This window comes from Kitasatospora sp. NBC_01539 (assembly GCF_045040525.1).
GTDB lineage: Bacteria > Actinomycetota > Actinomycetes > Streptomycetales > Streptomycetaceae > Kitasatospora.
In genome coordinates this window covers 6,538,927-6,560,408 of the sequence record NZ_CP109390.1, presented here as the reverse complement: position 1 = coordinate 6,560,408, position 21,482 = coordinate 6,538,927, and the positions used below count along the sequence as shown (strand labels likewise).

Sequence of the window (21,482 nt, the reverse complement as noted above, 5' to 3'; positions counted from 1 at the left end):
CTCGCACGCTGCTCAGCCCTTGACGGCGCCGATCAGCATGCCCTTCTGGAAGTGCTTCTGGACGAACGGGTAGACGCAGACCACTGGCACCAGGGCGATGACCATGACCGCCATCTGCACCGACAGGCCGGGCACCGCACCGGTGTTGATCGCCTGCGACATGCCGGTGGGCGCCTGGTGGCGCAGCACGAAGGAGTTGAGCACGTTCTGCAGCGGGTAGCGGTTCTGGTCGTTGAGGTAGAGCGAGGCGGCGAACCACGAACTCCAGTAGCCGACCGCGTAGAAGAGCGAGATGACGGCGACGACCGCGCGGGAGAGCGGCAGCACGATCTGCCACAGGATGCGCCACTCGCCGGCGCCGTCGATGCGGGCCGCGTCGATGAGGTCGGGCGCGGTGCTCATGAAGAACGACCGCAGCACGAGGAGGTTGAACACGGAGACCGCGCTGGGCAGGATCAGCGACCAGTAGCTGTCCATCAGGCCGATGTTCTGCACGAGCAGGTAGGTCGGGATGAGGCCTGCGCCGAAGAACATCGTGACCATCATGGTGAGGAGCAGCGGCCGGTGGCCGAAGCTGCCGGGCCGGGAGAGCCCGTAGGCGGCGAGGACGGACACCACCATGGAGATGAGCGTGCCGACGAGCGTCAGGCAGATGCTGATCAGGACGGCCCTGGTGACGGCGCCGCCGGAGAGCACCTCGGCGTACGCCTGGAGGGTGAGGCCCTGCGGCACGACGACGAGGCCGCCGGCGTCGGTGATGGCGGCGGCGTCGGAGAGGCTGGTGACGAGGACGACCCAGAGCGGGCCGAGGATCAGCAGGCAGACGCCGGTGAGGGTGACGCCCTTGACGGTGTGGCCGACGGCGGTGGGCTCCTCCTCCCAGACCGGCCGGGCGCCGGGCTTCGACGGGCGGACGACGGTGGTGGTGGTGTCGGTGGTACCAGTGGTCGCGGTGCTCACTTGGAGTACACCCCCTGCTCGCCGAGCTTGTGCGCGGCCCGGTTGGCCAGCAGCACCATCGCGAGGCTGAACAGGCCCTTGACCAGGCCGGCCGCCGCCGCGTAGGAGAAGTCGCCGCTGCGGATGCCGCGGAACCAGACGTACGTGTCGAGGACTTCGGAGACGCCGACGCCGACGGCGTCGCGCTGGAGCAGGATCTGCTCGAAGCCGACGGAGAGCGAGTCGCCGACCCGCAGCACCAGCAGCAGGGCGATCACCGGGCGCAGCGCGGGCAGCGTGACGTGCCACATGCGCCGCCAGCGGCCGGCGCCGTCGACGGCGGCGGCCTCGTACAGTTCCTCGGAGACGGAGCTGAGGGCGGCGAGGAAGACGATGACGCCCCAGCCGGCGTCCTTCCAGACGGACTGGGCGGTCAGGAGGTACTTGAACAGCCCCGGGTCGGTCATCAGGTCGAAGCCCTCGATGCCGTGGCTGCGCAGGAGTTGGGCGATCAGGCCGGCGCCGCCGAGCATCTGCTGGAAGACCGTGATGACGAGCACCCAGGAGAAGAAGTGCGGCAGGTAGAGGACGCTCTGCACGAGGGTGCGCAGGCGGCCGCTCATCACGCTGTTGAGCAGCAGGGCGAGGGCGATCGGCACGGGGAAGAACAGCAGCAGCTGGACGGCGGTGATGGAGAGGGTGTTGACGACCACCTCCCAGAACCGGGCGTCGGAGAAGACGGCGGCGAAGTTCTCGAAGCCGACGAAGGCGCTGCCGGTGATGCCGCCGCCGTACACGTCGTAGTCCTGGAACGCGACGACGTTGCCGATCAGCGGGATGTAGTTGAAGACGAGCAGCAGGCCGACGGCGGGCAGGGTCATCAGCAGCAGGGTGCGGTCGCGGCGCAGCCGCTGCAGGCGGGTGATGCCGCGCAGCGGCGGTGCGGGGGCGGCCGGCGGCGGGGCGGCCGGCGGTGCGGTCGGCGCGGCCTCCGGGTGTCCGGCGGCGGCTGGGGCCCTGCTGGTCATGATGGGTGCTCCGCCCTGGCCGCCGGTGCGATGCGCCACCGGTCGGCCGTAGTGCATGTGGTCGAGTGCGGTGTCAGTTGCCGGACTTGTCGAGGATGTCCTGGTAGAAGGCGCGGAGCTCGTCGCCGCCGTTGCTCTTCCAGTTGGCGACCGCGTCCTTGACGTCGGAGATCTTCTTGCGGTTGCGCACGACGTCCTTCTGCAGGTCGTCGAAGGGGGTGTAGAGCGACGCGTACTTGGTCGGCTCCTGGATCTGCATGGCGTGGAAGAGCGGCTTCTTGGCGAAGGCCATCATGCGGCCCATCCAGTTGGCGAAGTCCGTGGCGGCCTGCGGCTGGTCGGGCCAGGCGATGGTGGGCGCCGGGGAGGCGACGAACTCGTAGGAGGAGAGGACCTCCTTGGTGCCGAGCGCGGTCTGGACGGGGGCGCCGGAGGCGTCCTTGGTGTAGTGGACGCCCTCGACGCCGAACTTCTCCAGGAGGAACTCCTTGCTGCCGAACGGCGCGGCGGCGTAGTTCGCGACGGCGAGGAGCTCCTCGATCTTCTCGGCGGGCAGCTTGGCGGAGAGGAAGCTGAAGATGCCGGCGGGGGCGCCGATGTAGAGCTCCAGCTTGCCGCCGTCGTGGGCGAAGAAGTCCATCGGCTTGACGGAGAACTTCGGGTTGGCCTTGGCCTGCTCGTTCATCAGGCCGCGCATGACGTCGCCGTCGTTCATGATGAGCGACTGGCCGGAGGTGAAGCGGGTCTTGGCGTCGTTGGCCTTGCCGGCGACGGCGTCGGGGTGGACGCTGCCCTGCGCGTAGAGCTTCTGCGTCCAGGAGAGCGCCTCGATGTACTCGTCGGTCTCGACGAGGTGGACGAGCTTGCCGTCGACCTGCTTCCAGTAGCCGGGCATGGTGCCGGGCACGCAGTTGAAGAGGACCTGCGCGGTCCACCACATGTCTTCGCAGGCCCAGACCTTGGCGGCCGGGTCGGTGATCTCCTTGGCGAGCGCGAGGAACTCGTCGGCGGTCTTCGGGAGGGTGTAGCCCTTCTCCGCGAAGATGTCGGCCCGGTAGTAGGGGACCACGCCGCCGAGCGGGCGGTTGGGCATCGGCAGGCCGCGGAGCTTGCCGCCGAACATGCACATCTGCCAGGCGTCGGTGGGGATCGCGGCGAGGTTCGGGTACTTCTTGACCTTGTCGCCGGAGAGGTACGGGCCGAGGTCGGCCGCCTTGGCGTTGATGGCGTTGGGGATCTGGCCGGTGATGTTCCAGCCGGGCACGCAGAAGAGGTCGGGGATGGCGTCGCCCGCGAGGACGGCGCCGAGCTTGTCCTGGTAGGTGACGCCGTCCTGCAGCTGCCAGTTGATCTTGACGCCTATCGCCGCGTCCATCGCGGCGAAGTACTTGCTGCCCTTCTCCGGTGCGGCGCCCCAGAGCGGGGTGAAGAAGGTGTACGAGCCGCCCTTGCCGGGGGTGCCGTCGACGGAGGCCTTCAGCTCGGCGGGGAACTTCAGGAACGCCGGGGTGGAGCCGTTGGAGCCCGGGATGTCCGGGGTGACCAGGGTGGAGGCGGCGAACGCGGGGAGGGCGTTCTGCAGGGCGCTGCCGGTGGCGACACCGCCCTTGCTGCTGGAGCGGCCGGTGCCGGAGGAGCAGGCCGTCAGCAGGCTTCCGCCGGTGACCGCGGCGGCCGCGGCGACGGCGGTGCCGAGGAAGCGGCGGCGGGAGGCGTGGAGGGCGGAGCCGGCTCTGTCAGCGCTGGTCATGGTGGGTGGAGCCCTTCGTCGTACGGCAAGGGGGGCGGGGCGGGCCGGGCACGGCCGCGCCCGCCCGTCGGCCGGGGGTGGGTTGGGGACGACGGTGCGGGTGGTGCGCGGGGGTCGGCGCCCCGGCGGCGGGCCGGTCCTCCCGGCCGCACTGTCGAAGCGCTTCAACGTGGCGCCGAGGCTAGGCGAGCCGGAGCCGTCGCACAAGGGTTTGCACGAGCTTCACGGTTCGGTACTTGACGGCGACACACGGCGCGCGACCGCTTCGGGACAGTGACCTGCGGCGCCCACAGAGTGGCCTGGACCAGCGGCAACGCCGCGAGAGAGGGCTCTCCCGGCTCCGGGCGGCCGCTTGACAGCCTGCGGTATCACTGCGAACTTCGAAGCGCTTCGATCGACGACTCCCGAAGCGTCAGCTCCGCCCCCGTGCCGCACCGGAGGACCATCCATGCCCGACGCCCCTTACCGCGACGCCCGGCTGCCCGCCCGCCGGCGGGCCGAGGACCTCCTTGCGCGCCTCGGCACCGACGAGAAGATCGCCCTGCTGCACCAGCACGCGCCCGCCCTCCCCCGGCTCGGCCTGGCCGCCCACACCACCGGCACCGAGGCCCTGCACGGCGTCTCCTGGCTGGGCCCGGCCACCTCGTACCCGCAGGCCGTCGGCCTCGGCGCCACCTGGGACCGCGCGCTGGTGCGCCGGGTCGGCGAGGCCGTCTCCACCGAGGTCCGCGCCTTCCACGAACGCCCCGCCGCCCCCGGCCGCGCCCCGATCGGCCTCAACGTGTGGGCGCCCGTGGTCAACCCGCTGCGCCACCCGCTGTGGGGCCGCAACGAGGAGGGCTACGCCGAGGACCCGCTGCTGACCGCCGAACTCGCCGTCGCCTACAGCCACGGCCTGCGCGGCGACCACCCCGTCTACTGGCGCACCGCCCCCACCCTCAAGCACTTCCTCGGCTACAACAACGAGGACGACCGCACCTCCACCTCCAGCGACCTGCGCCCCCGCGTCCTGCACGAGTACGAGCTGCCCTGCTACCGCGGCCCGGTCGAGGCCGGCGCGGTGGCGGCCGTCATGCCCTCGTACAACGTCGTCAACGGGCGGCCCGCACACGTCTCCCCGTACATCAAGGACGAGCTGCGGCGGTGGAAGCACGGCGCCGACCTGGTGGTCTGCAGCGACGCCGAGGCGCCGTCCAACCTCGTCGCCGCCCAGCGGTACTTCGACGACCACGCCGAGGGCCACGGCGCCGCCCTGCAGGCCGGCGTCGACAGCTTCACCGACCACGGCACCGACTCCCCCGTCACGATCGCCCGGCTCACCGAGGCCCTGGAGCGCGGCCTCGTCACCGAGGCGGAGATCGACGCCGCCGTGCTGCGCCAGCTGCTGATGCGCATCAACACCGGCGAACTCGACCCGGAGCTCGACCCGTACGCCGGAACCGGCCAGGACGTCGTCGGCTGCGACGCCCACCGCGACCTCGCCCGGCAGGCCGCCCGGCAGGCCGTCGTGCTGCTCCGCAACACCGACGGGCTGCTGCCGCTGCCCGCCGCGGGCACCGTCGCGGTGCTCGGCCCGCTCGGCGACGACGTGCTGCGCGACTGGTACAGCGGCTCGCTGCTCCACCGCACCACCCTGCTGGACGCGCTGCGCGAGCGGCTCGGCGCCGACCGCGTCACCTACACCGACGGCCTCGACCGGATCGCGCTGCGCTCCACCTCGACCGGCGGCTACCTCACCGCGGGCCCGGACGGCTCGCTCGCCGCGACCGGCCACCAGGCCGGCCCCGCCGAGAGCTTCGCCGTGCAGGACTGGGGCCACGGCGTCAGCACCCTCCAGGCGCACGACGGCCGCTACCTCACCAAGGACGGCTACGGCGTGCTCACCGCCACCGCCGACCACCCCGACGAGTGGGTCGTGCAGGAGACGTTCCGGCTGGAGCGCGGCGAGGACGGCCGGGTGCGCATCCAGCACCTCGGCACCGGCCACTGGGTCGCCGTCGCGGCCGGCAGCGGCGCGCTCACCACGTACGCGTCCGCCCGCGCGCAGGCGGAGCCGTTCGCCGTCCGCACCGTCTCGGCCGGCGCCGAGCAGGCCGCCCGGCTCGCCGCCGGGGCCGACGCGGTGGTCGTCGTCGTCGGCAACGACCCGCACATCAACGGCCGCGAGACCGAGGACCGCATCGACCTGCACCTGCCGCCGCAGCAGGAGGAGATCCTGCGCGCCGCCCGCGCCGCCAACCCGCGCACCGTGCTCGCCGTGGTCAGCAGCTACCCGTACGCCGTCGACTGGGCGGACGCCGAGGTGCCCGCCGTGCTGTGGACGGCGCACGGCGGGCAGGAGGGCGGCCGCGCCCTCGCCGACGTGCTGCTCGGCGACCACTCCCCCGCCGGACGCCTGCCGCAGACGTGGTACCGCGCCGGGCAGCGCCTGCCCGGCCTGCTCGACTACGACATCATCACCGCCCGCACCACCTACCTCTACCTGGACGACGAACCGCTCTACCCCTTCGGCCACGGCCTCTCCTACACGGAGTTCCGCTACGGCCCGCTGAGCGCGCGGATCGACGGCGGGCACGCCACCGCCTCGCTGACGGTCGCCAACACCGGCGCCCGCGCGGGCGCCGAGGTCGTGCAGCTCTACTCGCGCACCCCGGACGCACCCGTCGCCACACCGCTGCGCCGCCTCCAGGGCTTCGAGCGGATCGAGCTCGCCGCCGGGGAGGAGCGGGAGGTCTCCTTCCGCGTGCCGCTGGCCGCCCTCGGCCGGTACGACGCCGCGCACGGCCGTTGGACGGTCGACCCGGGCCGGTGCACGCTGGCCGCCGGCGCCTCCAGCACCGACCTGCGCAGCACCGCCGAGCTCACCCTCGACGGGCCCGCGCCGCAGCCCCGGCCGGGCCTCGGCACCCCGCTCGTGGCCCGCGACTTCGACGAGGCCACCGGGGTGCGCATCGTCGACCGCACCCGGGAGAGCGGCGAGGCCGTCGAGGCGGGCGCCGACGGCCCGGGCCGGCTCGCCTTCCACGCCGTCGACCTCGGCGGCGGCGCCACCGCGGCCGTGCTCGGCGTCTCGCGGACCGTCCCCGGCCCGGCCGTGGTGGAACTCCACCTGGGCGGCGCGGTCACCCGGATCGAGGTGCCGTCGACCGGCGGCCGCTACGCGTGGACGACCGCCGGCGCGGAGCTCGCCGCCCCGGTCAAGGGCGTCCACGACCTGCACGTGGTGCTGCGCGGGGCGGTCCGCCTCGACGGGATCGCCTTCACCGGCTGACACCGCGGACGCCCGGCCCGCCGCCCGTGCGCCGGGGCGGGCCGGGCGCCCGCGGCCGCGCACGGCGCGTTGCCGGAACGCGCACGGTTCGTGCAAGGACACCACGGCCGGCCTCCCCGGGCGGCAGGATCGGTGCTCATGACCACCAGGATCCTGATCCACACCCGCAACCTCGTCTTCCCGCACGTCTCCGTCACCGACGGCGTCCGTGCCCTGCGGGAACTCGGCGCGGACCACGGCTTCTCCGTCGACACCACCGACGAGCCCGGCGAGTTCCGCCCGGGGTCGCTGCGCCGGTACGCGGCCGTGGTGTTCCTCTCCACCGGCGGCGAGGTGCTCGACGAGGCGGGCCGCGACGCACTGCAGGCCCATCTCACCGCCGGCCACGGCTGGATGGGCGTGCACTGCGCGGCCGGCACCGAACTCGACTGGCCCTGGTACGAGGGACTGGTCGGCGCCCGCTTCGACAGCCACCCGCCGATCCAGACCGCCACCGTCACCACCGCCGACCCCGACCACCCCGCCACGGAGCACCTGCCGCCCGCGTGGACCTGGACGGACGAGTGGTACAACTTCCGCGCCGACCCGCGCGACCGGGGCGCGCGGGTGCTGCTCACCGTCGACGAAGCCGGGTACGAGGGCGGCACGATGGGCGGGGACCACCCGCTCGCGTGGGCGGGCGAGCACGACGGCGCGCCCACCTTCTACACCTCGCTGGGCCATGCCCCGGAGGCGTACGAGGACGCGGCGTTCCGCCGCCACCTGCTGGGCGGCGTCCGGCATGCGCTCGGCGACATGTGAGACATGCCCGATTCGCCCGATTTCCTGTGAGAGGCTGACGGCAGATCCGAGCCCCGAGGAGCAGCCCCGATGTACGCAATCAAGAGCCCGCTGCCCGATGCCGCCCGCACCCTCGTCGGCGAGGCCCTGCAGGGCGCCCTGGTCGACCTCGTCGACCTGTCGCTCGTCGCCAAGCAGCTGCACTGGAACGTGGTCGGCCCGCGCTTCCGCTCCATCCACCTGCAGCTGGACGAGATCGTCGCGCTGGCCCGCCTGCACGCCGACACCGTCGCCGAACGGGCCGCCGCCATCGGCGTCTCCCCCGACGGCCGCGCCCGCACCGTGGCCGAGAACAGCGGCATCCGGCCGCCCGAGGGAGGCCAGATCGCCGACACCGACACCGTCGCCACCCTGGTCGACGCCCTCGGCGCCACCGTCACCCGGATGCGCGCCCGGATCGACGCCACCGGCGACCCCGACCCGGTCAGCCAGGACATCCTGATCGGCCTCACCGCCGACCTGGAGAAGTACGCGTGGATGGCCCAGGCCGAGCACAGCGGCTGACACGCCCCGGGGCCGCCGCCGCACCCGACCGGGACGGCGGCGGCCCCGCACCATCTCGCCCGGCGACCGCCCGCCCTACAACTCCTCGCCCTACAACTCCTCGCCCGGCAGCGCCGCGTACGCCGCCCGCAGCGCCGCCACCACCGGGTGCGCCACCGGCAGCCGGACGGCGTCGACCGCCGCCACCGCCCGCACCCCGGCCGCCGCGTTCGTCGCGAACGCCGCCTCGAAGCCGGCCGCGCCCCGCACCGCCTCCGACCGCCACGGGTGCAGGCCCTGCAGCAGCTCCATCGTGGTGCCGCGCAGCTGCTCCGCCGCCGGCCACACCACCTCGCCGCCGCGGACGAAGCCGATGTTCCACGTGCCGCCCTCGGAGACCGCCCCCGCCCCGTCGGTGAACAGCACGTCGTCGAAGCCCGCCGCCTGCGCCGCCCGCCGCTCGCGCAGCGCCCCGAACAGCCCGACGCCCTTCACCTGCGGCGCGTCCCGCTCGTACCGTGCGGTGCGCACCCGCAGCGGCGGCAGGTCGACCGGCCCCGCCGCACGCGTCGTCACCAGCACGCGCGGGTGCGCCTCCGCGCCGATCCGGCCGATGTCGAGCGCCGGGTCGTAGACCGTCACCCGCACCACCACGGCACCCCCGGCGGGCACCGCCCGGCGCGCGTAGCCACGGACCCGCTCCACGTCGAGGTCGGTGCCGAACAGCGCGCGGCAGTCGCGGGCCAGCCGGGCGAGATGCAGGTGCAGGCCCCTGACGCGGCCGTCCTCGACGCGCACGGTCGTGAAATGGCCGTAGTTGGTCAGGGCCAGCGTCTGAAGCTCCGCCAGGGTGACCGGCCGTCCGTCGAGTTCCGCCATGGGGCCCAGCATCGCAGACCACCGCGATAGCATCCGCTCGGCCCGCGCGGGGCCACGAACGGCGGGGGAGCACATGACGGCGATCGCGGTGACCGGCCACCTGGACCTCACCGAGGAGACCCTGCCCCTCGTCCGCGCCGCCCTCCGCGCACTGCTCGCCCCGCACCGCCGCGACGGCCTCACCGGCCTCTCCTGTCTCGCCCCCGGCGCCGACACGCTCTTCGCCGAGGCGGTGCTCGCCGCGGGCGGCCGGCTCGTCGCCGTGCTGCCCAGCGCCCGGTACCCGTGGCGGCTGACGGAACCGCAGCGCGCCGACTTCGAGCGGCTGGCCGCGGCGGCCGACGAGACGGTCACCCTGGCGTACCCGGAGCCGGGCCCTGTCGCGTACCGGGCGGCCAACGCCGAACTCCTGCGCCGCGCCGACCTGCTGGTCGCCGTCTGGGACGGCTGCGAGGGCCGCGGCCCCGGCGGCACCGCCGACATGGTCGCCGTCGCCCGGCGGGCCGGCGTGCCGGTCGAGGTGGTGTGGCCGGACGGCGCCGCCCGCGCGACGGCCCCGGTCTGACCCGCGGGCCGGGCGACCCGCCGCGGCACCGGCCCGGCCCGGGGGTTCAGCCCGGCAGACCGTCGCGGGACCAGCCCGGCCGGCCGCGACGGGTTCAGCCCGGCAGACCGTCGCGGACGCGGCGGGAGACCGTGAACTCCTGGAGGTCGAGCACGCCCGGTGCGGGCACCACACCCGGTCCGCCCGCCTTCACCCAGCCGACCACGTCGTCGATCATGTCGTCGGCCAGCACCCAGCCGAGCCAGACGGGGCGTCCGCCCGCCCGCCGGCCCTCCGCCGACGGGCTGACCACGACGACGTTGGAGTGGCCGCAGGCGTCCAGGCAGTCGACGGCCCGCACCGTGCCCGCCTCGCCGACACCCTCGCGCAGCCGCGCCAGCTGGCCCCCGTGGTCGACGCCCGGGTGCTTGGCCGACGTGCCGCAGCAGCAGCCCCGGCAGACGGTGACGGTGACCGGCGCGGGGGCGGCGGGCGCCTGGTTGCGGGGACGTCGGGCCATCGGGTTCCCTCCCTGGTGGCCGCGGTCGCGCGACCCGCCCGGCGGTGCCGGTGCGCGCGCGGCGGGGCCGTACGGACGGCGCCGCCCGTGCGGCCGGCGCCCCGGCAGATTCTGCCGCAGGCCGCCCTCCGCTCCGCGCGCGGCCCCGGGCGGGCGTGCTTATGGTGAGGGCACGATCACCCTCCGCGCCCGCACCCGGCCCGTCCGGGCAGGCGGGGGCGGCGGATCACCGAGAGGACGCACCCGTGACCACAGCCCGTGACATCATGCACGCCGGCGCCCAGTGCATCGACGCCGACCAGAGCCTGATGGCCGCCGCGAAGATGATGCGCGACCTCGACGTCGGCGCGCTGCCGATCTGCGGCCCCGACAAGCAGCTCAAGGGCATCATCACCGACCGCGACATCGTGCTGAAGTGTCTGGCGGTCGGCATGGACCCGGCCACCATGAAGGCCATGGACCTCGCCGGCCACCTGCACTGCGTCAAGGCCGAGGACGACATGGAGACGGTGCTGAAGAAGATGGAGCAGCACCAGATCCGCCGGATGCCGGTCATCCAGGACGGCAAGCTCGTCGGCATGATCAGCGAGGCCGACCTGGCCAGCGGCCACCGCGACGGGCAGCGCCTGACGGACCGCCAGATCATCGAGTTCATGGACAGCATCTACGTGAGCCGCTGACGCCGCGGCGGACGGCGCCGGCCCCCTCGGGGGGTCGGCGCCGTCCGTGCGTGCGTCCCGGCCACGGGGACGCGGGCGGGCCGGTCAGGCGCCGGCCGCCAGTTGCCCCGCCAGGAAGGCCACCGAGGCGTCGACCAGACCGGGCACGTCCGGGTAGCCGGTGAAGCAGTGCCCGGCGCCGTCGACCGGCAGGTACGTCGAGGGCACGCCCGCCTCCGCCAGCAGGGCGTGCAGGCGCGTGCTGTGCACGGCCGGCACCAGGTCGTCGGCCGTCCCGTGGAGCAGCAGGAACGGCGGCGCGCCCGCCGACACGTGCGTGACGGGGCTCGCCTGCGCGGCCGCCTCCGGCAGGAGCGCGGGCGCCCCGCCGATCAGGCGGCCCTCGGGCCCGTCGGGGCTGTCGGGGTGCATCACGGACAGGTCGGTCGGCGCGTACCACAGCACGGCGGCCGAGACGCCCCCGTCGGTGAGCGCGGCCAGCCCCGCCAGGGTGCCGCCCGCCGACTCGCCCCAGACCCCGAGCCGCCCGGCGTCCAGGCCCAGGGCCGCGCCGTACGTGCGCAGGTGGGCGAGGGCCGACCGCACGTCGTCGAGCTGGGCGGGGAACCGCGCCTCGCCGGAGAGCCGGTAGTCGATCGTCGCCACGGCGAGGCCGGCCGCGGTGAGGGCGTCGAACAGCGAACCGGGCGCCAGGGTGTCGGGCAGGTAGCGCCGGTCGCCGGCCCAGAACGCCCCGCCGTGCATCCACACCACGACCGGCACCGGGCCCGCGGCCGCCGGCACGTGCAGGTCGAGCAGGAGCGGGCGGTGGCCCTGGCGGAGGGCGTACGTGACGCCCTCGTACAGCGTGGTGCCGGTGGCCGTGGTCCGCGGGGCGACCGGGGGCAGGTGTGCGTCCATGACGGGCGATCATAGGGCCGCCGCGGCACTGCCCGTGGCGGGGTGCTCCCGGCCGGACGGGCGGCCGCGGGCGGCCCGTACGGTCGGGCGGCGGCGGCCCGTTCGGTCAGGCGGTGGCCTCCGCGGCGGCCCGGCCGGCGGCGCGGCCGGAGAAGAGGCAGCCGCCGAGGAAGGTCCCCTCCAGCGCGCGGTAGCCGTGCACACCGCCGCCGCCGAAGCCCGCGGCCTCGCCGGCCGCGTACAGCCCGTCGAGCACCGAGCCGTCGGCGCGCAGCACGCGGGAGGCGAGGTCGGTCTCCAGGCCGCCGAGCGACTTGCGGGTGAGGATGTTGAGGCGGACGGCGATGAGCGGGCCGGCCTTGGGGTCGAGCAGGCGGTGCGGGGAGGCGGTGCGGATGAGCTTGTCGCCGAGGTAGCGGCGGGCCCCGTGCACGGCGGTGACCTGGAGGTCCTTGGAGAACGGGTTGGCCATCTCGCGGTCGCGGGCCTCGATCTCGCGGCGCAGCTCGGCGACGTCGACGAGGGCCTCGGGGGTCTTCGCGTTCATGCCGCGGACGAGTTCGTCGAGGCTGTCGGCGACCACGAAGTCGGCGCCGTGCTTCTTGAACGCCTCGACCGGACCGGTGGCGCCCGGCAGGGCGCGGCCGAGCACGCCCTTGACGGACTTTCCGGTGAGGTCGGGGTTCTGCTCGGAGCCGGAGAGGGCGAACTCCTTCTCGATGATCTTCTGGGTGAGGACGAACCAGGTGTGGTCGTAGCCGGTGGTCATGATGTGTTCGAGGGTGCCGAGGGTGTCGAAGCCGGGGAACAGCGGCACGGGCAGGCGGTGGCCGCGGGCGTCCAGCCAGAGCGAGGACGGGCCGGGCAGGATCCGGATGCCGTGCATCGGCCAGATCGGGTCCCAGTTCTCGATGCCCTCGGTGTAGTGCCACATGCGGTCGCCGTTGATGAGGTGGCCGCCGGCGTCGCCGGCGATGCCGAGCATCAGGCCGTCGACGTGTGCGGGCACGCCCGAGAGCATGCGCTCGGGCGGGGTGCCCAGGCGGGCGGGCCAGGCCTTGCGGACGAGGTCGTGGTTGCCGCCGATGCCGCCGGAGGCGACGATCACGGCCTGGGCGCGGAGCTCGAAGGTGCCGGCCACCTCGCGGGAGCTGGACTCGCCGCGCCGCACCGTGCTGGGCGCCAGGATCTCGCCGCTGACGGTGTCGAGGGTGCCTCCGGTGGAGGAGAGGGCGGTCACGCGGTGCCGGAAGCGGAAGTCGACGAGCCCCTTGCCCGCCGCGGCCTTCACCCGGCGGGCGAACGGCTCGACCAGGCCGGGGCCGGTGCCCCAGGTGATGTGGAAGCGCGGCACCGAGTTGCCGGGGCCGGTGGCGGTGAGCCCGCCGCGCTCGGCCCAGCCGACGACGGGGAAGAAGCGCACGCCGCGCTCGTGCAGCCAGGCGCGCTTCTCGCCGGCCGCGAAGTCGACGTACGCCTCCGCCCAGCGGCGCGGCCAGGCGTCCTCGGGGCGGTCGAAGCCGGCGGTGCCGAGCCAGTCCTGCCAGGCGAGGTCGCGGGAGTCGCGGATGCGCATGCGGCGCTGCTCCGGCGAGTCGATCAGGAAGAGGCCGCCGAACGACCAGTGCGCCTGGCCGCCGAGCGAGGCCGCGGGTTCCTGGTCGAGGAGGATCACGCGGCGTCCGGCCTCGGCCAGTTCGGCGGTGGCGACCAGGCCCGCGAGCCCGGCTCCGATCACGATCACGTCGGCGTCGAGTGCCATCCGGGCGGTCCTCCAGGCGGGTACGGGCGGTGCTGGGTGCGAGCGGTGACCTGAATGGTGCGCCCTGGCGGCGCGCCGGTCAACCGGCCGGTAACTTGCCCGGCCGGGAATTCCGCTCCACCGGGTAGTGGAAATGCCTTGCGCTTCACCATGGAGCGTAATTCCCAAGCGGACTGACGGAATGTCGGACACGAATTCGCGGTGCCGGATATCTGGACAGTCCCGTTAACCTGCCAGTAACTTACCGGCGGGTAGATGTTCGGCCCACCCCACCCTGTTTCTCTCCCCCCAGGAGGAACCGTGTTCGGCCATGCCCTGAAGCGTTCGTCCGGCCTGGCGGCCGCCGCCCTGACCGCCGTCCTCGCGGCTCTCGTCGGCGCCCCCGCCGCCTCCGCCTCCCCCACCGCCGGCGACTACGTCGCACTCGGCGACTCCTACGCCTCCGGCGCCGGCGTCCCCGCCCAGTACGCCGGACTCTGCCTGCGCTCGCAGCGCAACTACGGCCACCTCGTCGCCACCGCCCTCGGCAGCAGCAGCTACCGCGACGCCACCTGCGCCGCCGCGAAGACCTCCGACCTGACCGAGGCGCAGTACGACGCCTTCCTCCGCGTCAACGACCCCCAGCTCGACTCCGTCTCCGCCGGCACCGACCTCGTGACCCTCGGCATCGGCGGCAACGAACTCGGCACCTCCGACCTCGGCATCGGCGACGTCATCGCCACCTGCATCGCCGGAGCGGTCGTCAACCCCTTCGGCACCCCGTGCAAGGACGTGTACGCCCACGGGCACTGGGATTTCTCCAGCTGGTCCTGGAAGTACGGGGAGGACACCCTCCGCACGCGCGTCGACGCCGCCGCGCCCCGGATCGCCGCCGCCCTGGAGAAGATCCACGCCAAGGCCCCGGGCGCGACGGTCCTCCTCGTCGGCTACCCGTCCGTCCTGCCCGACGACGCCCGCGCCTGCATCGGCCGCCAGCCGATCACCACCGGCGACGTCGACTACCTCCGCGGCGTCCTCGACCGGCTGAACGGCATGCTCGCCGCCACCGCCGCCGCCCACCACGCCACCTACGTCGACACCCTCACCCCCACCCGCGGCCATGACGTCTGCTCCGGCGCCCGCTGGATCGAGGGCGCCCTGCCGGGCTCCCCCGCCGTCCCGTTCCACCCCAACGCCACGGGCGAACGCGTCATGGCGGACGCCGTGCTGGCGGCCCTCGGCCGCTGACCCGCCCGGCCGTACGGGGAACCCCCGCCGGGGATCGGGAGTTCCCCGTACGGCCGCCTCCGCCCACCTGCCCGGGAGCACCGCTGTGACCACCGTCCACCACCGCTTCGTCGAGTCGGCGAGCGGCCTGCGGATGCACGTCGCCGAAGCCGGCGAGGGCCCGCTCGTCCTGCTCCTGCACGGCTTCCCGGAGAGCTGGTACTCCTGGCGCCACCAGCTGATCGCGCTCGCCGAGGCCGGCTACCACGCCGTCGCCCCCGACCAGCGCGGGTACGGCCGCACCGGCGGCCCCGACGCCGTCGAGCAGTACACCCTCCACCACCTCGCCGGGGACGCCCTCGGCCTGATCCCCGCCCTCGGGCACCGGCAGGCCGCCGTCGTCGGCCACGACTGGGGCGCGCCCGTCGCCTGGCACACGGCACTCGTCCGCCCGGACGCCGTCCGCGCGGTCGCCGGGCTCTCCGTGCCGCCCTTCCCGCGCGGCGCCGCACCCGCCACCGAGGTCTTCCGCCGGCTCCCCGGCGGCACCCACTACATGCTCTGGTTCCAGCAGGTCGGCCCGCCCGAGGCCGAACTCGCACGCGACCCCGGCACGACCTTCCGCAGGCTCCTCGCGGGCCGGGCCGCACTCGCCCCCGGCGGCCTGCCGATGGTGCCCGAGGGCGGCGGCTTCCTCGACCTCTTCGAGGCCCCGGCCGACCTGCCCGGCTGGCTCACCGAGGACGACCTCGCCTTCTTCGCCGCCGAGTTCGCCGAGCACGGGTTCCACCGGCCGCTGCACTGGTACCGCAACCTCGACCGCAACTGGGAGCTCGGCTCCCCCTGGCAGACCGCCGTCATCCGGCCGCCCGCCCTCTACATCGCGGGCGAACGCGACCTGGTCGTCGCCAACCCCGCCACCCGCCAGGGCATCGCCGGCCTCACCTCGTACGTGCCGCAGCTGCGCGCCCCGGTCTGGCTGCCCGGCTGCGGCCACTGGACCCAGCAGGAGAAACCCGCCGAGGTCAACGCCGCCCTGCTCGCCTTCCTCGCGAGCCTGGACTGACTCCGGGCCACGGCCCGACGCCACGCCCCACGCCCGACGCCCGGGACGGGACGGGGGAAGCAGGACGCCCCGTCACCGCGGGGCGGTGACGAGGCGTCGGGCGTCGCACGGTGGGCGCCCGAGCCTCACTCCGGGGCTGCCACCGGCTGCAGCCGGGCGGCCTGCGGTCCGGCCGGGTGCCCGTCCGCCGGGGCCGGGGCGCGGCGCACCAGGGCGAGCACGAGCAGGCCGGCCGCGAGACCGGTGAGCCCGGCGGCCAGGTAGACCCGGTCGAGGGCGTCCGCGAAGGCCGCGTGCCGGTCGGGACCGGCACCCGCCTGCCGCAGGCCGGCCTGGAAGACCGAGCCGAGCACGGCGATGCCCAGCGCGTACCCCAGCTGGCGGCCGGTGTTGACGGCGCCGCTCGCCATGCCGGCGCGCTCCCGCGGGACGGCGGCGAGGGCGGTGGAGATGAGCGTCGGCGTCGACAGGCCCACCCCCACGCCCACCACCAGCATGCCGGGCAGCAGGGCCGTCCAGGAGGAGCCCGCGGACACCAGGCGCAGCAGCAGGGTGCCCGTGCCGATGAGCAGCAGGCCCACCCCGATGGGCAGTTGCGGGGCGGCCCGGTCGAAGACCTTGCCGCTGACCGGCGCGACGACGAACGCGGCGACTGCCAGCGGGCAGACCGCCAGGCCCGCCGAGAGCGGGCCGAGGCCGACGACCTGCTGCAGCCAGATGGAGGTGTAGGTGAGCTGGGCGAACGCGCCGGCGGTCAGCAGCAGACCGCCGAGGGTGAGGCCGAGGAAGGTGCGGTTGCGCAGCAGCGAGAGGTCCAGCAGTGGCCGGGCGGTGCGGAGTTCGACGGCGGCGAAGACGGCCAGCGCCAGCACGGCCAGCAGGACCGGGCCGAGCACCCGGGCACTGCCCCAGCCGTGCTCGCCGCTCTCGATGAGCCCGTAGGTGAGGGCGGCGGCGAAGACGGTGAAGGCGGCCGCGCCCGGCAGGTCGAGGCGGCCACGGGCCTGCGGCGGGGCGGCGTGCAGACGGCCCAGGGTGAGCGCGACGGCCACCGCGGCCACGGGCACGTTGACCACGAAGATGGAACGCCAGCCGAACCAGTCGGTGAGCAGGCCGCCGAGCACCGGGCCGACGGCGGCCGCGGCCCCGTTGACGGCGCCCCAGACGCCGAAGGCCGTACCGCGGTCGCGCCCCTGGTAGGCGCCGGCGATCAGCGCGGTGGTGGACGTCATCATCGCGGCGCCGCCGATGCCCTGGACGGCGCGGGCGGCGATCAGGGTGCCCGCGTTCGGGGCGAGGCCGCAGGCCAGCGAGGCCACCGCGAACACGACGAGGCCGACGAGGTAGAGCCGCCGGTGGCCGAGCCGGTCGCCGAGCGAGCCGAACGCCATGAGCAGGGCGGCCAGCACGAGGGCGTAGACGTCGACCACCCACTGCAGGGCGGTGAAGGAGGAGTGGAGGTCGGCGGACATCGGCGGCAGCGCGACGTTCACGATGCTGACGTCGACCAGCAGCATGAACGCGCCCAGGCAGACGGCCGCCAGGGGGATCCATTTGCGCACGGTGGGCTCCGGTGGGAGGGGAAGAGGGAACTCCCGTACTCTGGCCGCCTGCGGCCCGATGTCCCAGCCAACCCGCCCGTTCCGGCGTAATCCGACATCGGTTACCGTGGAACGATGGAATCCGACACCCTCGACCTCCTCGACCAGCAGCTGGTGCACGCGCTGCAGCTGAACGCCCGGGCTCCGTTCAGCCGGATCGCGGAGGTGCTGGGCGTCTCCGACCAGACGGTGGCCCGCCGGTTCACCCGGCTCCGCGGCGAACGGCGCCTCCGGGTGCTCGGGCTGACCGACCCCGAGGCCCTCGGCGAGACCCGGTGGCTGGTGCGCGTGCGCTGCACGCCGGACGCCTCCGCCGCGGTCGCCGAGGCCCTGACCCGCCGGGAGGACACCACCTGGGTCAGCCTCACCTCCGGCGGCACCGAGATCAGTTGCATGACCCGCTCGCACCCCGAGGCGGACGAGCACAGCCTGCTGCTGCAACGGCTGCCCCGCACCCCGAGCGTGGTCGGGGTGACCGCGCACTGCGTGATCCACACCTTCTTCGGCGGCGAGCTGAGCATGGTCACGAAGTACGGCGCGCTCGACGCCGGGCAGGTCACGGCACTGCGACTGCCGCGCCCCGGCCGGCCGACCGGGCCCGTACCGGTGCTCGACGACGCCGACCGGCGGCTGCTCGACGTGCTGGCGGTGGACGGCCGGGCCGGACTCGCCGAACTCGCCGCCGCCACCGGCTGGTCGCAGAGCACGGTGCGCCGCCGGATGGACGAGCTGACGGACCGGGGGGTGCTCTACTTCGACCTCGACTCGGACTGGCGGATGTTCGGCATCCGCACCTGCACGATGCTCTGGCTCTCCGTCGACCCCAGCCGTCTCGCCGCGACGGGCGCGGCACTCGCCGAGCACCACGAGGTGGCGTACGCCTGCGCCACCACCGGGCCGACCAACCTGCACGCGGTGGTGCTGACCACGGACGTCCGGGCGCTGTACACCTACCTCACCGAGCGGATCGCCGCGCTGCCCGGCATCGGGCGGATGGAGAGCGCACCGATCATGCGGAACATCAAGGGCCCGGGGCCGCTCCCGACCGTCCCGCAGGCCGGCCGTCGGCGGTGACCGGCCGCCCGCACAGGACGGCGGCGGGGCGCGCCCGGGGGTCTCCCGGGTGCGCCCCGCCGCCTGGTGCCGGGTCGGGGTCCGGTGTGTCGGACCACCGCCGCCGTCAGGGCTTGATGCGGACGATCTGCGGGTCGTGGTCGCTCGCCTGGGTGGCGAACTCGGCGTTGATGTGCACGACGTCGTACTCGACGTGCTGGCGCTTCAGGCCGGGGCTGACCAGGATGTGGTCCAGCACCTGGGAGTTGCCCTGGTAGACGTACGAGTACCGCTCCTTGGCGGGGAGTTCGTTCACCAGGTCGCGCAGCACGCCGCCCTGGGTGAGCGTGGTCAGCGCCGGGGAGAACTGGTAGTCGTTGAAGTCGCCGAGCGAGACCACCCGGGCGTTCGGGTCGGCGGCGAGGAGCTCGGCCACGAACGCCTGCTCCAGGACGGCCTGCTTGGTGCGCTGCACCTCGGAGCTGCGGGTCGGGGCCTGGAAGCGGCTGTCGATGCCCTGGTCGCCGCCCTTGCTGTTGAAGTGGTTGGCGATGACGAAGATCGGCTTGCCCTTGAAGGAGAACTGCCCGACCAGCGGCTTGCGGCTGCTCGTCCACGCCTCGTCGGCGGGCGCGATGCGGCCCGGGGAGGCCGTCAGCGCGGTGTGCTTGCCGGTGCCGGTCACGCCGACGGCGGTGGTGGCGTCGCCGCCCGCGATGTCGGTGAAGGAGATCCGGTCGGGGTTGAAGAGGAAGACCTGGCGGATGTTGCCGCCGGGCTCGCCGCCGTCCTTTCCGTCGACCGGGTCGATGGAGCGCCAGTCGTACGCGGGGCCGCCCGCGGCCCTGATGGCGGCGACGAACTTGGCGACGGTCGCGGAGGCGCCGACCGTGCCGTCGCTGACGGCGCCGTTGTCGTCCTGGATCTCCTCCAGGGCGACGACGTCGGGCGAGCGGAGGTTGGTGACGATGCCCTGCGCGAGCTGGGCGAACTTCTCGTCGGGGTCGGACGGGTCGAGGTTCTCCACGTTGTACGTGGCGATGGTCGCCTCGCTCGGCTGGGCGCGCTCGGTGACCTCGCGCTTCAGGCCGTTGTCCCGGAGGGTGCCGACGGTGCTCGCGGCGATGGTGTAGCCGCCGAACTGGTTGTAGTCGAGCGGGCCCGCGGTGGTGCCGTTCAGCCTGTCGCCGACGTTCGCGACCGGGAAGGCCTGCTCGGCGGCGGGGATCAGCGACTGGACCATCAGGCGGCCCGCGTTGGGCTTGTCGTAACCGAGGTAGACGACGCCGCCGCGGCGGGTGTCCGGGTCCTGGCAGTCGACGTCGACCCACAGCTCGTTGTACTGGTCGGTGGCCTGCACGACGCGCGCGTCGGCGATCTCGACCCGCATGCCCTCCAGCGACTCGTAGAGGTCGAGCGCGTACGCGGCGGGCTGGAGCGCGAGGCCCTCGATCGTGGCGCCGGCCGCGTCCGGCGCGTACGCGGCCGGGATGCTGCCGCTGTCGAGGCGCACGGCGGCGGGCAGCGGGTTGCCGGCGGAGACGACGGTGGTCTTCGGGGCGCTGAGCTCGGTGACGGACTGGCTGCCGCCGGTGAACGACGGGTAGTACTCGGTGACCTTGGCGGTGACGAGCACGGAGTCGCCGACCTGCACGGTGGGGGCGGCGCTGCCGGTGTAGACGAAGACGGCCTCGCTGGTGGCGGGGTCGGTGTCGGGGGTGGCGTCCTGGATCCAGAAGCCCTTGGAGCCGTTGGTGCGCACGCCGGTGACGATGCCGGGGATGCCGGCGATGGTGCTGCCGGACTTCGGCGATATGCGGGTGCCGCCCTGGATGTCGTGGATGCGGACGGTGCCCGGCTCGGTCGGGCCGGGGGTGCCGGTGTCGCCCTCGGCGGCCTCGCCCTTGCCGTTGACCGGGCTGGGGGCGCCGGCCACCAGGTCGGCGGCGTTGTCGTCGGTGTCGGCGAGGCCGGCGGCGCGGGCGACGGAGGTGGTGTTGCCGGTGCCGGCGACGGACGCGCTGCCCTCGTGGACGACGGCGGTGCCGAAGCCGACCAGGTCGCGGATGCGGGTGTCGGCGGCGCAGTCGGCGGCGGTCTTGCAGGTCAGCGGCGCGGTGCCCTGGACGAGCGCGACGGTGCCGGAGGTCGCGGAGAGCGCGAGGGTGCCGGTGGCGTCCGGCGTCGGCAGGGCGACGGTGCCGCCGGTGCCGGCGGCCTCGGCGATCAGGAAGCGGCCGCCGGGCGCGACGGAGCCGCTCAGCACGGTGACGCCCCAGGTGGAGGTCGCGCCGGGGCTCGCGGAGATGTACTGCACGCTGAAGCCGTCGAGGCCGAACGCGGCGCCGCCCTTGTTGGCGAGCTCGATGAAGTCGTTCTTCAGCGTCGCTCCGGAGTTGCCTCCGCCGCCGTAGACCTCGGCGATCACGGCGTCGGCCGAGGGTGCGGCCATCGCGCCGGGCAGCGGGACGAGGACCAGCGAGGCCGCCACGGTCGCGGGCAGCACGGTGGCGCGCAGCAGCGTCCGCCGACGGGAACGGGGGGTGCGGGCGGTGGGTTCGGTCACCGGGAGAGGCTCCTTAATCTGCCCGCGCCGTCGCGGTGGAGCAGCGCCGGGGCAGCACGGTCACCCGGGGCGGACGTGGGGTCCGCGCCGGGCGCTGAGGGTGTGTCAAAGGGTGCGACTACTCGCGTAGATACGGAACGAAGATACGCGCGTAGAAGATGACGCGACAAGACATCGCGCGTTAACTCTTGGAGCCGTGCGGACGCGACCGACGGACCACCGGGCCCGCCCCGGGCCGACGCCCACGCGACCGGGGGGAACACCGGAGGCGACGGCCCCGGGTGGATTTCCCGCTCCGGCCGGGCAGGCTTCCGGAGCACGGCCCGGGCGCGCGCAGCGGCACCCGGGCGGACGAAGACCCGCCCGGGGAGGGCGATCCGACGGACCGTCGGCC

General features: G+C 74.2%; 17 protein-coding genes. 8 read left to right on the top strand and 9 right to left on the bottom strand.

Features of this window, described 5'->3' with window-relative positions; genetic code table 11:
- Positions 1-12 precede the first annotated feature (12 nt).
- The 3 genes from OG335_RS28435 to OG335_RS28425 all read right to left on the bottom strand — a co-directional run bounded on the left by OG335_RS28435 (position 13) and on the right by OG335_RS28425 (position 3,717).
- Positions 13-960 (bottom strand): carbohydrate ABC transporter permease, encoded by a 948-nt coding sequence (locus OG335_RS28435; RefSeq protein ID WP_405013980.1) that lies wholly within the window; start codon positions 958-960, stop codon positions 13-15.
- Positions 957-1,967: an ABC transporter permease gene (locus OG335_RS28430; protein ID WP_405013979.1), complete on the bottom strand. Its 1,011-nt coding sequence runs from the start codon at positions 1,965-1,967 to the stop codon at positions 957-959. Before OG335_RS28430 ends, OG335_RS28435 begins: the two co-directional genes overlap by 4 nt.
- A 73-nt stretch (positions 1,968-2,040) precedes the next feature.
- Positions 2,041-3,717, bottom strand: coding sequence for a Tat pathway signal sequence domain protein (locus OG335_RS28425; RefSeq protein WP_405013978.1), 1,677 nt, complete (start codon positions 3,715-3,717; stop codon positions 2,041-2,043).
- Positions 3,718-4,165: 448 nt separating this feature from the next.
- Here OG335_RS28425 and OG335_RS28420 point away from each other — a divergent pair, with 448 nt between their 5' ends.
- From OG335_RS28420 to OG335_RS28410, 3 genes are all read left to right on the top strand, one after another.
- Positions 4,166-6,988, top strand: coding sequence for a glycoside hydrolase family 3 C-terminal domain-containing protein (locus tag OG335_RS28420; protein WP_405013977.1), 2,823 nt, complete (start codon positions 4,166-4,168; stop codon positions 6,986-6,988).
- Between the two features lie 138 nt (positions 6,989-7,126).
- Positions 7,127-7,789 (top strand): ThuA domain-containing protein, encoded by a 663-nt coding sequence (locus OG335_RS28415; protein ID WP_405013976.1) that lies wholly within the window; start codon positions 7,127-7,129, stop codon positions 7,787-7,789.
- Positions 7,790-7,858: 69 nt separating this feature from the next.
- The gene (locus OG335_RS28410) at positions 7,859-8,332 is read left to right on the top strand and encodes a Dps family protein (protein ID WP_405013975.1); all 474 of its coding nucleotides are present in this window, start codon (positions 7,859-7,861) and stop codon (positions 8,330-8,332) included.
- A 90-nt stretch (positions 8,333-8,422) separates the two neighbouring features.
- On the opposite strand, the gene OG335_RS28405 is transcribed toward OG335_RS28410, so the two are convergent.
- Positions 8,423-9,190, bottom strand: a complete 768-nt coding sequence (locus OG335_RS28405) for an aminotransferase class IV (RefSeq protein ID WP_405013974.1) — start codon at positions 9,188-9,190, stop codon at positions 8,423-8,425.
- A 73-nt stretch (positions 9,191-9,263) separates the two neighbouring features.
- Here OG335_RS28405 and OG335_RS28400 point away from each other — a divergent pair, with 73 nt between their 5' ends.
- Positions 9,264-9,755 carry a hypothetical protein gene (locus OG335_RS28400; protein ID WP_405013973.1) on the top strand — a complete coding sequence of 164 codons (492 nt, stop codon included), beginning with the start codon at positions 9,264-9,266 and terminating at the stop codon, positions 9,753-9,755.
- Positions 9,756-9,849: 94 nt separating this feature from the next.
- On the opposite strand, the gene OG335_RS28395 is transcribed toward OG335_RS28400, so the two are convergent.
- Positions 9,850-10,254 (bottom strand): (2Fe-2S) ferredoxin domain-containing protein, encoded by a 405-nt coding sequence (locus OG335_RS28395; RefSeq protein ID WP_405013972.1) that lies wholly within the window; start codon positions 10,252-10,254, stop codon positions 9,850-9,852.
- A 245-nt stretch (positions 10,255-10,499) separates the two neighbouring features.
- On the opposite strand from OG335_RS28395, the gene OG335_RS28390 reads away from it, so the two are divergent.
- Positions 10,500-10,934 carry a CBS domain-containing protein gene (locus OG335_RS28390; RefSeq protein WP_405013971.1) on the top strand — a complete coding sequence of 145 codons (435 nt, stop codon included), beginning with the start codon at positions 10,500-10,502 and terminating at the stop codon, positions 10,932-10,934.
- A gap of 84 nt (positions 10,935-11,018) precedes the next feature.
- Here the strand turns inward: OG335_RS28390 and OG335_RS28385 are convergent, their stop codons facing one another.
- Both OG335_RS28385 and OG335_RS28380 read right to left on the bottom strand, forming a co-directional pair.
- The gene (locus OG335_RS28385) at positions 11,019-11,834 is read right to left on the bottom strand and encodes an alpha/beta hydrolase fold domain-containing protein (RefSeq protein WP_405013970.1); all 816 of its coding nucleotides are present in this window, start codon (positions 11,832-11,834) and stop codon (positions 11,019-11,021) included.
- Positions 11,835-11,940: 106 nt separating this feature from the next.
- Complete coding sequence (locus OG335_RS28380; protein WP_405013969.1) at positions 11,941-13,596, bottom strand: FAD-binding dehydrogenase; 1,656 nt, start codon at positions 13,594-13,596, stop codon at positions 11,941-11,943.
- Between the two features lie 300 nt (positions 13,597-13,896).
- Between OG335_RS28380 and OG335_RS28375 the strand changes: the two genes are divergently transcribed.
- Positions 13,897-14,823, top strand: coding sequence for an SGNH/GDSL hydrolase family protein (locus tag OG335_RS28375; protein ID WP_405013968.1), 927 nt, complete (start codon positions 13,897-13,899; stop codon positions 14,821-14,823).
- 85 nt (positions 14,824-14,908) lie between these two features.
- A complete protein-coding gene (locus tag OG335_RS28370; RefSeq protein WP_405013967.1) occupies positions 14,909-15,868 on the top strand; it encodes an alpha/beta fold hydrolase in 960 nt (319 codons plus the stop codon).
- 125 nt (positions 15,869-15,993) lie between these two features.
- Here the strand turns inward: OG335_RS28370 and OG335_RS28365 are convergent, their stop codons facing one another.
- On the bottom strand, positions 15,994-17,430 hold the full coding sequence (locus OG335_RS28365) for an MFS transporter (RefSeq protein WP_405013966.1): 1,437 nt from the start codon (positions 17,428-17,430) through the stop codon (positions 15,994-15,996).
- Between the two features lie 114 nt (positions 17,431-17,544).
- Here OG335_RS28365 and OG335_RS28360 point away from each other — a divergent pair, with 114 nt between their 5' ends.
- Entirely contained in the window at positions 17,545-18,543 is a 999-nt protein-coding gene (locus OG335_RS28360) for an Lrp/AsnC family transcriptional regulator (RefSeq protein WP_405013965.1), read from the top strand.
- 106 nt (positions 18,544-18,649) lie between these two features.
- Here OG335_RS28360 and OG335_RS28355 read toward each other — a convergent pair whose 3' ends face one another.
- Positions 18,650-21,088, bottom strand: coding sequence for an endonuclease/exonuclease/phosphatase family protein (locus tag OG335_RS28355; RefSeq protein WP_405013964.1), 2,439 nt, complete (start codon positions 21,086-21,088; stop codon positions 18,650-18,652).
- Positions 21,089-21,482: the final 394 nt, after the last annotated feature.